This window comes from Spirosoma humi, assembly GCF_054776575.1.
This window is the reverse complement of the sequence record NZ_BAAHBR010000008.1, coordinates 757,242-770,839: the sequence shown is the minus strand read 5'-3', so window position 1 is coordinate 770,839 and position 13,598 is coordinate 757,242. Positions and strand designations below refer to the sequence as shown.

Here is a 13,598-nt window from a genome sequence, read left to right as displayed (position 1 = left end):
TTCTCCTGCTTACAGGACATCGACCAGGATAATCAATACGTGAATGACCACACTGATCGCGAATGTCGATAAGATGTATTTGACGGGCATAGCCGACAGTACTGGAACCAATACGAGCATAAAACTCAGCATACCGACCAGAAACTGCCAGTCGCCCCCACCAAAATTAAACATAGCCAGTAATAGAGCGGGGGCCAGCACACAACCCTGGATAGCAACGGCCGTAGCTGCCCAGCCAATACGATTGAACTCTGCTTTGGTGGTGAAATTCTGGTAAGCCGTGAGCCAGCCTGACGATGGGGTAGTTGTATAGGTCGACGATTGAGTGAGCGTTGCCATGATTGTTGTTCGTTTTAAATGATATGGCAAAATAACCGCCTGTTTCCCTGAGCCCATATGACGTTGGTTAGTTCCTCTGCTGATTGTTGTTGGCTCACCAATGAAGGAACGTATCATTCGGTTGGCGCACCAACAACCCCTCCTATTTCCGACCGTACGCTGCTGCCATTTACTAAAGTCTTTTAATTCGGATAGGGATTCTCCCCGCCCGTTCTTATTTTTGCACTTTCCTAAGAAATTACCTAGCGAGGGACGGCTGGCTATACTGACACAGAATCGTTCCTGTACTTCTATCAATTCAATTATGGAAACATCAACCTACGTCCCCTATAAGGTTAAGGACATCGCGCTGGCCGAGTGGGGCCGCAAGGAAATTAAACTTGCCGAAGCCGAAATGCCGGGACTGATGGCCCTTCGTGCTGAATACGGCCCATCGAAACCCCTGCAGGGCGCACGTGTTGCTGGCTGCCTGCACATGACCATTCAAACCGCGGTTTTGATCGAAACGCTGGTTGAGCTAGGTGCCGACGTTACGTGGTCGTCCTGTAATATTTTTTCGACACAGGACCATGCCGCGGCAGCCATTGCGGCTGCTGGCATTCCGGTATATGCCTGGAAAGGCATGAACGAAGAAGAGTTCAACTGGTGTATCGAACAAACGTTGTTTTTCGGCGAAGATCGTCAGCCACTGAACATGATTCTTGATGACGGTGGCGACTTGACGAACATGGTTTTCGATGACTACCCGGAGTTGATTCAGGGCATCAAAGGCCTGTCGGAAGAAACAACGACCGGTGTTCACCGTCTGTATGAGCGCATGAAGAACGGAACGCTTCATTTGCCAGCCATCAACGTGAATGACTCGGTAACGAAGTCTAAATTCGATAACAAATACGGTTGCCGCGAATCGCTCGTTGATGCCATCCGTCGGGCTACCGACCTGATGCTGGCGGGTAAAGTAGCCGTCGTTGCCGGTTACGGTGACGTGGGCAAAGGATCGGCCGAATCGCTACGGGGTGCCGGTTGCCGCGTGCTGGTCACCGAAATCGATCCGATTTGCGCGCTCCAGGCGGCTATGGATGGATTCGAAGTTCTTCCGATGGACGAAGCCGTTCACCGGGCACAAATTTTCGTAACGGCAACGGGTAACGTAGGCATCATCAAAGCTCGTCACTTCGAAGCCATGCGCGACAAAGCCATTGTCTGCAACATTGGTCACTTCGATAACGAAATTGACATGGCGTGGCTGAACGAGAACTACGGTCAGACAAAGAGCCAGATCAAACCGCAAGTGGATATGTATGAGGTCAACGGCAAAGAAATTATCATTCTGGCCGAAGGCCGTCTGGTAAACCTTGGCTGCGCCATGGGCCACCCTTCCTTTGTGATGTCGTGCTCGTTCTCGAACCAAACGCTGGCCCAACTGGAATTGTGGTCCAACGCCGACAAATACGAGAACAAAGTGTATGTGCTTCCTAAAATTCTCGATGAGAAAGTAGCCGCGCTGCATCTGTCTCACGTAGGCGCAAAACTTGAACCACTGGCCCAGGAACAGGCCGACTACATCGGTGTATCGGTTCAGGGTCCGTTCAAATCGGAAATGTATCGGTACTAAATCAGGTAGGCCATAAGCTGTAAGGTCTATGATATAACCCACTGGGATATAAAACCTATAGCATACGTTAGCAAGCGCGACTCCGAAAACGGGTCGCGCTTTTTTGCATTAAATTTGCTAGTATTGACCCAAGGAAACACTACTCGACATGAACCGTCTGCTCCTCGTGCTGCTATTGTCACCCCTGCTCGGTTCGGCGCAGGCGACAATCGATACGCTGCACTGGAGCGCCACCCGGCGGCTACAACTCACTGATTTTCATGCACCTACCCAGCCCGGACTGGGCGGCTCCGATTTCCACTACCAAATTGGCTACGAAGTTCGCCCGACTTCCGTATGGAGCCAGCCAGCCATTGATGCGTTCTGCCTGATGTTCCGCAATCTGTCGTGGGTGTCAGCAACGGCGCGCGATGAGCGAACGCTGGCCTATAACCAGGTTTTGTTCGATCTGGTCGAAGTACACACCCGGCTGATGAAGGCTAAATTGATCGCGCTTCGGGCTGATCGTCACTTTAAACAGCAGGCGACGCAAATCGAGTACCTGACCAATGCCGAACTGGGTGCCGAAGTCAACCGGTTTCGGGCTGAGACGGGGGGGGGCGACGATCTGCCAGTATTGAAACAGTGGCAGCTAAAGGTAGCGCAGCGCCTGTACGATACCCCGGACCTGGTGACGACTTTTCTCTCGTCGAAAGTTGGCTTCGGCATGTTTGTGGGTGTGGGTGGTTTTTTGCCGACCGGTCCCGTAACGCAAACGATTAATCCGGGAGCAGGGGTTGTCTTCGGTTTAGATGTTACGTTCCGGCGGACAGTATTCCTCCTGCATCCGACTCTGTACAATGGGACCCTACGGTCTGGGTTTGCGCACGGTAATCAAACCTGGGCCGAAGACATGAAGGTTACATCAAGCTTAGTTGAAGTAGGTTTAGGCCATGTCCTTGCCAATTCGACCCGTCGCCGACTGATTCCCTATATCGGCTATCGCTTACTTGACCTGTCGCCACGCGACCAGAACGACGAACGGTACAAAGGTTTATCATTGCTCAATCATGCTCCTACCGCTGGCCTAATGCTGGATATCAAACTGGGCGACAACACGCCCAGAGCCGATCATTCGGAAGACAGCTTTTGGTTTGTACGCACCAAAGTTTCTTACAGCCCATTGCTGTCCCACGACACCTTCTCGGGTGGGTTGATCAATCTGCAGGTTAGTATCGGCGGATTCAGCCGTGTTCGTAAGGTGACCTACAAACCCGAACACACCCTGATTCCCCTGCAGGGCACGAACCTGAACTGAGGTAGCGGTTCCGTGTGTATATCCTGTGGTCTGTACGCGTCGGTTTCTAATGATTTGTTAACGCATCATTGCTCAGAGTTTCCGAACTTGCTACCCATATGAGAAAACACATTCTGATACTGGTCCTGGCCGCCCTGTCAGCCTGTAACCCAAGCTATCACTTAACGAATCGAACAGCCAACCGGATTGGCGTCGATTCGCTAACCGCTTCGGCCGACAGCAGCGTTGCCCAGTTTCTGCAACCTTATCGGCAAGGGCTCGACAAGACCATGAACGAGGTCTTGGCACGCTCAAGCGGTCGTATTGAAAAAGGCCAGCCCGAAGCCCCCCTCAACGATTTATTGACCGATGCACTCCTTAAACAGGCCATCCAGCGATACGGTAAATCCATTGACTGTTCGCACCTTAACTACGGTGGCATCCGCAGTAATTTACCGGAGGGAAACATCACGATCGGCTCTATTTTCGAAGTGATGCCGTTCGATAATCAATTGATTGTGTTGACCGTTAAAGGCGATATGCTCCGGCAAATGCTGAATCATTTTGCCAAAGGCGATAAACTGGTGATAGGCGGCCTACGGGCTAAAATCCATAATGAACAGGTGCAGTCCGTTACGTTTACGAACGGACGAATCCTTCAGCCCGATGAGACGTATACCGTTGTCATAAGCGACTATGTGGCCAATGGGGGCGATGACGCTGGCTTTTTGAGAAACCCCATCAAGAGTGAAAATATCAACTACCTCATGCGTGATGCCTTGATCGACTACTTTCGGGAACAGGGCAAAACCGGACAACCCATTAATCCTGTTTCTGATGGACGCATTAGCATCGAATAGACGCCAGTTTCTGAAAGTGTTGGGCACAGCCGCCGTGATTGGCTCCGTTGCGCCCGACATACTAGCCCGACCAACCGGAAACAGCCGATCCACCTCGCTGACCATTTTGCATACCAACGACGTGCATAGTCGGCTGGACCCGTTCCCGATGGATGGGAGTCGGAATGCAGGCAAGGGTGGTGTTGCCCGTCGGGCGACCCTCATCCAGAAAATTCGGAGTGAACAAGTAGATGGTCATCCCCGCAACGTGCTGCTATTCGATGCAGGCGATATTTTTCAGGGAACGCCTTATTTCAATATCTACAAAGGCGAACCTGAGATCTTGGCCATGAACCGGCTTGGCTACGATGCGGGTACCATCGGAAATCACGATTTCGATGGAGGCATCGACAACATGGTCACGCAGTTTGGTAAGGCTAGCTTCCCCATGCTGATCGCCAACTACGATTTTAAAAATACCGTGATGGATGGCCGCACGACACCGTACAAAGTTTTCACAAAAGACGGCGTTCGGGTTGGTGTGTTTGGCCTGGGAATCAAACCCGAAGGCCTGATTCCGCGCAATGCCTACAAGGAAACGAAATACCTTGACCCTATCGAAATCGGCAACGACATGGCCGCCAGACTGCGTAGCGATAAGAAGTGCGATTACGTCGTTTGCCTGTCGCACCTGGGATTCAAATATACCAACGAGCCTACCGTTTCCGACAATGTGCTGGCGGCCAAAACGCATAACATCGACCTCATTATTGGCGGACATACCCATACGTTTCTGGATGCTCCGGTTGCGGTCAACAACCTCAATGGGCAACCCGTCTGGATCAATCAGGTTGGCTTTGCGGGAATCAATCTCGGTCGAATCGATCTGTCTTTTGAAAAAGGTAAAGCCGTGGCCAGTACCGGACAATCCGTAGAAGTAAAGTAACTAGCCCATAAGAAAGGATTTGCTATCTGGATAAGGAGAAGTTACCGTTGGCCTTCTTTTTTACCCATTACCTTACTTTCCATTTCCATGGCTGAAATTAAATTAACCCTTGGCGAGAAAACGTATTTCCCGTCTATAGAGAAGCCCATTGCTTACGAAGGCCGCGAGTCTGACAACCCGATGGCGTTCAAGTTCTACGATGCAAACCGGCTCATTTTGGGTAAACCCATGAAGGATATTTTCCGGTTTGCAACGGCTTACTGGCATACCTTCTGTGGCACGGGTGCCGACCCCTTTGGTCCGGGCGTCAAACACTTTCCCTGGGATGCGAACTCAGACCGGTTGGCAGCGGCTCACGACAAAATGGACGCAGCCTTCGAGTTCATCACGAAAATCGGCATGGAATTTTACTGTTTCCACGATGTCGATGTGGCACCGGAGGGAAACTCAAACGCCGAATTCGAGAAAAATTTCCGCGCCATTGTCGATTACGCCAAGCAGAAACAAGCGGCCAGTGGTGTAAAACTGCTGTGGGGAACGGCCAATCTGTTCTCGCACGAGCGCTACATGAATGGCGCATCGACTAACCCTGATTTCCACGTGCTGGCCCACGGTGGCTGGCAGGTAAAAAATGCCATCGACGCGACGATCGAGCTGGGCGGAGCAGGTTACACCTTCTGGGGAGGTCGTGAAGGCTACATGTCGCTGCTGAACACCAATATGAAGCGCGAACAGGAACACCTGGGCAAATTCCTGCAGATCAGCCGTGACTATGCCCGCAAACAAGGCTTCAAAGGATCGTTCTACATCGAGCCCAAGCCAATGGAGCCGACCAAACACCAGTACGATTTCGATGCGGCTACCGTTGTTGGTTTTCTGAACCGGTTCGGTTTACAGGATGATTTTGAACTGAATATCGAAACCAACCACGCAACACTGGCCAATCACACTTTTGCGCATGAGTTGCAGGTAGCAGCCGATAACAACATGCTCGGCAGCATCGACGCCAACCGGGGCGACTACCAGAACGGCTGGGATACCGACCAGTTCCCGGTGGATGTGTACGAATTGACCGAAGCCATGCTGGTCATTCTGGAAGCGGGAGGCCTGAAATCAGGTGGGGTTAACTTCGACGCCAAAACGCGCCGGAACTCAACCGATCTGGACGATATTTTCATTGCCCACATCGGTGGTATGGATACCTTCGCCCGGGCAGCGATTGCTGCCGAAGCGATTCTGGCGAAATCGCAGTACAAGAAATTACGGTCTGAGCGCTACGCCAGCTACGATTCGGGTGAGGGCGCACGCTTCGAGAAAGGCGAATTAACCCTAGAGGATCTGCGTCAGTACGCCATGGCCAACGGCGAACCGAAGCAACTCAGTGGTAAACAGGAATTGTACGAAATGATTGTCAATCAGTATATTTAACTCGTAATGGAACGCGGCTTTTTATGATGTTTAAGATTAGGTATGATTTTATCAGCGCAAATCATAAACATCATAAAAATCAGCGTCCCATCCTTCTCATGAAAACGCTACTCCTTCTATTGGCCAGCCTGTCGGCTTTTGCACAAACGTCTACTGACGAAGCCGCCGTGCGTACAACCATCAAACTGATGTTCGATGGCATGCGTAAGAGTGACTCGACACAGATTAAAAATACGTTTCTGCCCGGTGGCTCGCTACAGACCATCGCCAAGAATAAAGAAGGAGAAGTGTCGGTGCGCACCGACGATATGGGGAAATTTGCGGCTTCTGTCGCGAAGTATCCAGCGTTTACGCTCGATGAGCGCCTGTCCGGCATGGATATCAAAATTGATGCTGAACTGGCTACTGCCTGGACGCCCTACGTCTTTTATCTAAAGGATCAAAAAAGCCATTGTGGTGTGAATGCCTTTACCCTTGTCAAAGTAAATGGCAACTGGAAAATCCAATCCATTATCGACACGCGCCGGAAAGACAATTGCCCGGATTTGCCAAAGTCGTAGTTAGCCCCCGTTCCACTTCGGCGGTCGTTTTTCCAGAAAAGCAGCCATGCCTTCTTTCGCATCGGGCGTTTGTTGGAGCTTCGTAAACTGATCAGACAAAAAGGCCTGCTGCTCACTGGATGGCAGGTCTTTTAGTTGTTGGTAGGCTCGAAGGCCAGCCTGCATGGCTGTGGGCGAAAATTGTTTTAGTTCGTCGATTAGGCGGGTTACCGCATCGGTGAGCGCGTCGGCCGACACAATTTCTGTCACCAGGCCGAGCGTCAATGCTTCCGGCGCCTGAATTGTTTTAGCCCGTAGACACAGATCAAGAGCGATGCGAGCAGGCATTATGTTGAGCAGAGCAGCCATCACCTGAAAAGGAAACAGTCCCCGCTTTACTTCCGGTAAGCTAAACGTAGCCGACTCGGCCGCTACGACATAGATACTTGTGGCCACCAGTAAAAAACCACCGGCATAAACAGGCCCCTGGACACGCGCAATACTTGGTTTGTGCAAACCGGCCATCAGCTCGCCCAGACGAACTGGCCCCGCTGGCTCAGAAACGGAAATGGGCTCTATAGCGCCTGTGGACAGGCTTTTCAAATCCATTCCCGCACAAAACGTGTCGCCCGTTGCGGCCAGCACCACCAGCCAAACATCGGGCGTATACTGCGCGTACGCCAACGCAAAAGCTAGCTCAGCAAGCATTGGCGGATTGAGCGCATTCTTTTTTTCGGGCCGGTTTAGCGTAATGGTCAGTACGTGCTCGTTGAGCGATGTGAGCAGATACCGAAACCCTTCGGCAGGCAGTTGAGCAGTTTGATCAGGCGAGTAGAGCATAGCTGAAAAGTACAAAAATACCGCTTACGAAATGTCCGGCCTTAAGTATATGGGTATTTGTCTATTTAAAGTTATCTGGATAAGTCTATCCTCCCAACCTTTCCAATTCGTTATGAAAACGGCTCTAATTCTCTTCCTGATTCTATTAGGCACACAGATTTCTCAGGCGACGCATTTGCTCGGCGGCTACATTCAGGCAAAACCCGTTACGGTTTCGACAGGTAGCTATCAGATCACAGCCGTTCTTTACATGGACGAAATTCGGGGAAAACCGGCGGCCGATCAGGGCGAATCAATACAAATCTGCTTCGGCGATGGTAGCACAGGTATAGCGTATCGGGCAAGTCGGCTGTTCATAAACGATAGAAGTACGAGTATTAATAGCTACAGTGCAATCCATACCTATACCGGGCCAGGCATTTATCAACTGGCAGTTTCGCAGTCGAACCGAACAGTTGTTAAGAATATCACCAATGCCGATGGCCAACTATTTACTCTTAGAACGACACTCTCTATCGCTTCTTCTACGGCCAATCAAACGCCTACGCCCGGCTTTCCTCAAAATGGTTTCCATATTGGGGCAAATCGTAAGGCCACACTTTTATTGGCCGCCACTGATGCAGATGGGGATAGTTTGGTGTATGACCTCGTTAAGCCACTCACAAATACGAGCCAGGACCAATGTGGTTATCGCCCCCTTACGTCGTATCAATTCCCCAATGATTTAGTAAAAAAAGGTACTTTCAAAATCAATAATCGTACGGGAGAACTGGTTTGGGACGCCCCCACGGAATTAGGCTATTATAGCGTAGCGATAACGATAGACGAATACCGTAATGGCAATCTTATCAGCCAAACCCTTCAGGAAATTTCATTAATCGTTGACGATTTACGTGGTACAGCCGACACAATACCGCCCTATGAACCTGCTGCCGAAGGAGCTTCCACAGGCTTGATAACGGCCGTTGGGGAACGCGAAGACGTGAACTTCCGTCTCATCACGTTTCCCAATCCGGTAGATGACCGGTTGCAGGTAGTTATTCAAACCAGCAACCTGACAACCGCCACGGTTCAATTGAGTGATGTCAACGGCCGCAAAATTCACGAATTAACCTTTCCCCGGATGGCTCGCCAGCACGAACAAGTCGTCAGCCTGAACAGCCTGGCACCGGGCATTTATTTAATTAAAGCGATGGTTGATAAACAGACTCTGGTACGTAAAGTGATAAAGAGATGATTTTTTGATCGTACGCTACCAACCATTAAAATAACTGCTTCCAGGTGCCTTTGACCCAGTTATACTTAAGGGTGCTGGGAAGTGAGCGCCAGAAGTATTTATTTACTTCAACAGCAAAGGAAGGCTGCATGTAGCAGTTGATGGCACAGCCCTCGCAGGCGGGCAAACGCCCTTCCAGCGCCACTAGCTTCTGCACTTCTTCGGAGTTATAAAGTGCGTATAAGTTATCGTCAACGGCAAAGTCTTTCAACCCTAAATGGTAGCAGGGCAGAACAAGTTTGTTTTCGGGAGAAAGAACAATCGTTGTGCTTGCTGCGCGACAAACGGGATCTTCGATGTGGTTACCTCCATCGCGCCGAAGCTGAATAAACGCATCGTTCAGGTATACATTTTTCTGTTTACCCCACCACGACATTTGCGCCAGAGCACCCTCCGAAAAGCGGTCGCCCGTTTCAACGGCGTTGTACTCAAATACCGGATTGAGAATCAGTACGAGGTCGTTCGGAAGGCAGATAGTCTCGTGCATCTGCTTGATTTTATGCACATTATGCTCAAAAACCGTAAACAGGATATCAGGTCGTTCGCCAAGGTTTCGGGCAATAGCAATGGATTCCATCACCTTATCAAAGCATTTTACACCCCGAGAGGCATCGTGTTCTTCGGCAACGGGTGAGTCGAGCGAAAAATGCAGCATGTCGACCAGGCCACGCAGCCGTTCGGCCTGTTTGGGATACAGAAGCCCATTGGTGGTAACGGTCGTAATTAACCCCAGACGCTTGGCTTCCCGGAGCAATTCAGGCAATTGGCGATGCAGCAACGGTTCGCCCCCCGTGAAATCAACTACCCGAACACCCAGCTTTTTGAGGTCACGCAGGTTCTGGCGGGCATTGTCAAGCGTTACATACGGCGAGGGTCGCTCCCATATATCGCAAAAACTACAGGTCGCATTGCAGCGATATGTCAGGTAGTAATTGCACAGAACGGGGTGAGAGACAAGACGCATGTGGGCAGTGCTGTAGAGACGCATACTTGCGTCTCATATGCGTCAGCAAAAACCATCCGGATATGAGACGCAAGTATACGTCTCTACAGTAACATTTTAAACAGGCTAACTAATTTATCTTTCAGGTCTTTCCGGTCGACAATAAAATCCAGAAAACCGTGATCGAGGACAAATTCTGCACTCTGGAACCCTTTGGGCAAATCTTTGCCTATCGTTTCACGGATAACGCGCGGACCGGCAAAACCAATCAGCGCTTCGGGTTCGGCAATGTTAAAATCTCCCAGCATGGCATAAGAGGCCGTAACACCGCCCGTTGTCGGATCCGTCAGCAGCGATACATAGGGCAGTTTAGCTTTTTCCAGCAAGGCTAGTTTTGCGGATGTCTTGGCCATTTGCATCAGCGAGAAACCGGCTTCCATCATACGCGCACCACCCGACTTTGATACCATCAGAAAAGGCGTCCTGTTTGCAATGGCGTGATCAATGGCACGGGCAATCTTCTCCCCTACAACAGACCCCATGGAGCCCCCAATAAAATTAAAGTCCATGACGGCCATCGTTACTGTCAGGCCGTTCATCGGGCCATACGCTGTGCGTACGGCATCTTTCAGCCCCGTTTTGGCAATGGTTGCTTTTACTCGGTCCGGATAAGCTTTGGTATCGACAAATTTGAGCGGATCGGCCGAGCGCATGTCAGCATCGAGTTCGGTGAACTCATTGTCATCGAACAGGATAGAGAAGTAGGCCTCGGACCCTATTTTTTCATGGTAGTTGCAATGAACACAAGTATAGGCGTTGAGTTTGTGCTCCCGCGTATTCATTACTTTTTTGCAGTTCGGACATTGATACCACAACCCATCGGGAGCTTCCCGCTTCATTTCGGTTGGGGTTTGAATACCCTTATCTTTTCGGACGAACCAAGACATTTTCAGTAAGTAATTATCAGGAAAGGAACGACAAAGGTACAAAGAAAAGCACGAGGAACGCTACCCTTTATCTATTCAAAGAGAACCTCCGGCTGGCCGTCGGATACATGTTCGATCTAACCAGACAGTCGTTTTAGTTTGTATACCGTTTTTTTATACCGATAAAGTTGTTGTTTTGCAGCCATGAAACACGCATTAACTGCTTTGCTTTTAGCGATCACCTTATCGGCCTTTGGCCAGGCATCGGTAGCTTATTACCCGTTCAATAACCTGATTACCGTTAGTACCAACGCCGATCGGGCGCTTTGGCTTGACGCCCGGGTACAAACGAACACGGTGTTTGGGTCGTTGAGCACCACCATATGCCCAATGGTCAACGTGGCCCGAAAGGCCCAGGTAAATTATTACACAGGCTTAGGCGTACGCTTTAATGCGCTTAATGGCATTGATGACCGGGATGTGCTGGAAGGTTATTCGCTACATGTCGGTGTGCGTATAAAACCGCTCCTTATGATCCCCAATTTACGCGTTGCCTTCGAGTTAGCTCCCTATTCACGCAAGGATTTTAAGACGGGAAATCTTCAATCGTTTTTGGGGATCGTCTACCAATTTGCCAAAAAGCCCTAAATAAAGTAGTAGGAGTGAGGAGCGGGGAATTAGGAGGGCTGACGCATGTGTTGCTTTCGTGTCAGCCCTCCTAATTCCCCGCTCCTCACTCCCATTACTCTATTTCTGATTGTACGTCATCGCACCGTGTTCCAGTTTGTTGGCCCGGTCGAAAAGTTTGAGTGCTTTCTGGTACGTATCATCTGTCTGGCTGATGACACGGAAAAACTCATTATTCTGGCCGCCTTTGTTGTTTTTCTGATAAATGGACCGCGCCACCAACGCCTTGATCTGGTTCCGCAGGTAGTTTTTCGAGCGGTTATATTCCTTTTCGTTAAACTTGATTCCTTCAGCCGTTGCGTCTTTCACCAGGCGGTTCATCTGCTCGTCATTGATCGTGACCGTACGGTCAAATTCTTCGAACGGTATTTTCTCAAGTTTACTCCGGTTATCGTTGGCATACTCCATTGCAAACTCCCGAATGATGTTCTTCCCATAAAGCTGAACCAGATAAGCCGTCTGCCAGGTCGAATCCCTCGGAATGAAATAATCAGGTGTAATGCCGCCCCCACCATACACAACTCGTCCACCATCGGTTTTGAATTTGAGCTTGGGATCATTCTTGATTGAATCGGCAATGTAATACTCTCCTCTTTTCGAACGCAATTCGAGATCTTTCTCGTAGTCGCCTTCGTGGCCAGGCACGTAAGGCTTCTGGATACTCCGGCCGCTGGGCGTGTAGTAGCGGGAAATCGTCAGCCGTAATTCAGACCCGTCAGACAGTTGCACCGGCATTTGTACCAGCCCCTTCCCGAATGACCGACGGCCCGCAATCAGCGCCCGGTCGTGGTCCTGCAACGCTCCCGACACAATCTCCGATGCCGAGGCACTGCCTTCATCGATCAGCACGACCAGAGCCCCTTCTTCAAACTGACCGGCAATATGGGCCATCGTTTTGCGATCGTACCGATTGTCTTTCCCGTCAGTATACACCAGCAGCTTATTACCCGAAATAAACTCATCAGCGATGTTCGTGGCCCGATCCATGTAGCCGCCGGGATTGTTGCGCAAGTCCATCATCAGTTGAGTCATCCCCTTCGCTTTGAGCGATGCCAGCGCCGTTTTAAACTCGTCGTAGGTTGTTTCGGAGAAGCGGTTGATTTTGATATAGCCGGTCTTGGCGTCAATCATGTAGGCGGCATCAACGGAATACGTCGGAATCCGATCACGAGTCACCGTAAACTCTTTAGCCTGCTTATCGCCTTTCCGAAGAATGGTCAGCTTAACGGCAGTACCCCGTTTGCCGCGAAGTGCCTTGAAAACAGCGCTGTTTTCGATTTTACCACCCGTTGCCAGCGCTTTATCATCCACTTTGAGAATTTTATCACCGCTCTGGATACCCGCCGATTCTGAAGGTCCACCAGCCAGGGGCGTTACCACATAAACCGTGTCTTTGTAGATATTGAATTCAACGCCAATACCATCAAAGCCGCCTTCAAGCTGTGAGCGAGCCGCGATGGCATCCTGAGGATTCATATAGGCCGTGTGTGGATCAAGCTTTTCGAGCATTTTCGTAATCGAGAAATCAACCAGTTCATCGGTATTGACCGAGTCAACATAGTTATTTTCAATTAGCTGCAAGATTTCCCGGTATTTGGCGTAGCCTTTCCCGATGTTGTTCATGCTTTTTGTTCCACCAAAAAATGTTGCGCCAATAAGCATTCCACCCGCCAGGGTAATGCCTAACAACATGGGTATCCGAACGGTCGTTTTGTCGTTCTGAATCCGGTTTCCGCGCCCATCAACTTCATAACCGCCCGGTTTATTCGTGGCGTTGCTATCTCCCTCCATTCGTTCGTCTCGTAAGTGGTGTCTCTTGTACTGCCATAACGTTTTGAAGGTAGCGAAATGTTTGCCACAAAGATTATATGATGTTAAAAAAATAGAAAGCGCTCCTGCTACTGATTCAGGGCGGTGCTAATTGCGGTTTTTAGGTGGCCTTTC

13 protein-coding genes are annotated in these 13,598 nt (G+C 50.3%); 8 read left to right on the top strand and 5 right to left on the bottom strand.

Annotation, left to right across the window (positions count from 1 at the left end):
- Positions 1–9 precede the first annotated feature (9 nt).
- Complete coding sequence (locus ACYU8Y_RS11925) at positions 10–339, bottom strand: hypothetical protein (protein ID WP_460937390.1); 330 nt, start codon at positions 337–339, stop codon at positions 10–12.
- Between the two features lie 304 nt (positions 340–643).
- Between ACYU8Y_RS11925 and ahcY the strand changes: the two genes are divergently transcribed.
- The 6 genes from ahcY (at position 644) to ACYU8Y_RS11895 (ending at position 7,003) form a co-directional block, all read left to right on the top strand.
- Positions 644–1,954, top strand: coding sequence for an adenosylhomocysteinase (gene ahcY, locus ACYU8Y_RS11920; protein WP_460937388.1), 1,311 nt, complete (start codon positions 644–646; stop codon positions 1,952–1,954).
- A 148-nt stretch (positions 1,955–2,102) separates the two neighbouring features.
- A complete protein-coding gene (locus tag ACYU8Y_RS11915; RefSeq protein ID WP_460937386.1) occupies positions 2,103–3,251 on the top strand; it encodes a hypothetical protein in 1,149 nt (382 codons plus the stop codon).
- Between the two features lie 98 nt (positions 3,252–3,349).
- Entirely contained in the window at positions 3,350–4,090 is a 741-nt protein-coding gene (locus tag ACYU8Y_RS11910; RefSeq protein WP_460937384.1) for a 5'-nucleotidase C-terminal domain-containing protein, read from the top strand.
- On the top strand, positions 4,068–5,015 hold the full coding sequence (locus ACYU8Y_RS11905) for a bifunctional metallophosphatase/5'-nucleotidase (protein WP_460937382.1): 948 nt from the start codon (positions 4,068–4,070) through the stop codon (positions 5,013–5,015). Before ACYU8Y_RS11910 ends, ACYU8Y_RS11905 begins: the two co-directional genes overlap by 23 nt.
- A gap of 87 nt (positions 5,016–5,102) precedes the next feature.
- Complete coding sequence (xylA, locus tag ACYU8Y_RS11900) at positions 5,103–6,443, top strand: xylose isomerase (protein WP_460937380.1); 1,341 nt, start codon at positions 5,103–5,105, stop codon at positions 6,441–6,443.
- A gap of 98 nt (positions 6,444–6,541) precedes the next feature.
- Positions 6,542–7,003 (top strand): nuclear transport factor 2 family protein, encoded by a 462-nt coding sequence (locus ACYU8Y_RS11895; protein ID WP_460937378.1) that lies wholly within the window; start codon positions 6,542–6,544, stop codon positions 7,001–7,003.
- Here ACYU8Y_RS11895 and ACYU8Y_RS11890 read toward each other — a convergent pair whose 3' ends face one another.
- Positions 7,004–7,822: an enoyl-CoA hydratase-related protein gene (locus ACYU8Y_RS11890; protein ID WP_460937376.1), complete on the bottom strand. Its 819-nt coding sequence runs from the start codon at positions 7,820–7,822 to the stop codon at positions 7,004–7,006.
- Between the two features lie 112 nt (positions 7,823–7,934).
- Between ACYU8Y_RS11890 and ACYU8Y_RS11885 the strand changes: the two genes are divergently transcribed.
- Positions 7,935–9,059 (top strand): T9SS type A sorting domain-containing protein, encoded by a 1,125-nt coding sequence (locus ACYU8Y_RS11885; RefSeq protein WP_460937374.1) that lies wholly within the window; start codon positions 7,935–7,937, stop codon positions 9,057–9,059.
- Between the two features lie 25 nt (positions 9,060–9,084).
- Here ACYU8Y_RS11885 and ACYU8Y_RS11880 read toward each other — a convergent pair whose 3' ends face one another.
- Both ACYU8Y_RS11880 and accD read right to left on the bottom strand, forming a co-directional pair.
- Entirely contained in the window at positions 9,085–10,062 is a 978-nt protein-coding gene (locus tag ACYU8Y_RS11880; protein ID WP_460937372.1) for a radical SAM protein, read from the bottom strand.
- A gap of 83 nt (positions 10,063–10,145) precedes the next feature.
- Positions 10,146–10,988, bottom strand: a complete 843-nt coding sequence (accD, locus tag ACYU8Y_RS11875) for an acetyl-CoA carboxylase, carboxyltransferase subunit beta (protein ID WP_460937370.1) — start codon at positions 10,986–10,988, stop codon at positions 10,146–10,148.
- 183 nt (positions 10,989–11,171) lie between these two features.
- Here accD and ACYU8Y_RS11870 point away from each other — a divergent pair, with 183 nt between their 5' ends.
- Positions 11,172–11,615 (top strand): hypothetical protein, encoded by a 444-nt coding sequence (locus ACYU8Y_RS11870; RefSeq protein WP_460937368.1) that lies wholly within the window; start codon positions 11,172–11,174, stop codon positions 11,613–11,615.
- Positions 11,616–11,714: 99 nt separating this feature from the next.
- Here ACYU8Y_RS11870 and ACYU8Y_RS11865 read toward each other — a convergent pair whose 3' ends face one another.
- Positions 11,715–13,445, bottom strand: a complete 1,731-nt coding sequence (locus ACYU8Y_RS11865) for a S41 family peptidase (protein ID WP_460937366.1) — start codon at positions 13,443–13,445, stop codon at positions 11,715–11,717.
- Positions 13,446–13,598: the final 153 nt, after the last annotated feature.

What these genes read in the sequence shown, in the direction of transcription:
- ACYU8Y_RS11910 (WP_460937384.1), top strand. Translation starts at nt 3,350, where the DNA reads ATGAGAAAACACATTCTGATACTGGTCCTGGCCGCCCTGTCAGCCTGT.
- ACYU8Y_RS11870 (WP_460937368.1), top strand. Translation starts at nt 11,172, where the DNA reads ATGAAACACGCATTAACTGCTTTGCTTTTAGCGATCACCTTATCGGCC.
- ACYU8Y_RS11885 (WP_460937374.1), top strand. Translation starts at nt 7,935, where the DNA reads ATGAAAACGGCTCTAATTCTCTTCCTGATTCTATTAGGCACACAGATT.
- ACYU8Y_RS11915 (WP_460937386.1), top strand. Translation starts at nt 2,103, where the DNA reads ATGAACCGTCTGCTCCTCGTGCTGCTATTGTCACCCCTGCTCGGTTCG.
- xylA (WP_460937380.1), top strand. Translation starts at nt 5,103, where the DNA reads ATGGCTGAAATTAAATTAACCCTTGGCGAGAAAACGTATTTCCCGTCT.
- ACYU8Y_RS11880 (WP_460937372.1), bottom strand. Translation starts at nt 10,062, where the DNA reads ATGCGTCTTGTCTCTCACCCCGTTCTGTGCAATTACTACCTGACATAT.
- ACYU8Y_RS11895 (WP_460937378.1), top strand. Translation starts at nt 6,542, where the DNA reads ATGAAAACGCTACTCCTTCTATTGGCCAGCCTGTCGGCTTTTGCACAA.
- ACYU8Y_RS11890 (WP_460937376.1), bottom strand. Translation starts at nt 7,822, where the DNA reads ATGCTCTACTCGCCTGATCAAACTGCTCAACTGCCTGCCGAAGGGTTT.
- ahcY (WP_460937388.1), top strand. Translation starts at nt 644, where the DNA reads ATGGAAACATCAACCTACGTCCCCTATAAGGTTAAGGACATCGCGCTG.
- ACYU8Y_RS11865 (WP_460937366.1), bottom strand. Translation starts at nt 13,445, where the DNA reads ATGGAGGGAGATAGCAACGCCACGAATAAACCGGGCGGTTATGAAGTT.
- ACYU8Y_RS11905 (WP_460937382.1), top strand. Translation starts at nt 4,068, where the DNA reads ATGGACGCATTAGCATCGAATAGACGCCAGTTTCTGAAAGTGTTGGGC.
- accD (WP_460937370.1), bottom strand. Translation starts at nt 10,988, where the DNA reads ATGTCTTGGTTCGTCCGAAAAGATAAGGGTATTCAAACCCCAACCGAA.
- ACYU8Y_RS11925 (WP_460937390.1), bottom strand. Translation starts at nt 339, where the DNA reads ATGGCAACGCTCACTCAATCGTCGACCTATACAACTACCCCATCGTCA.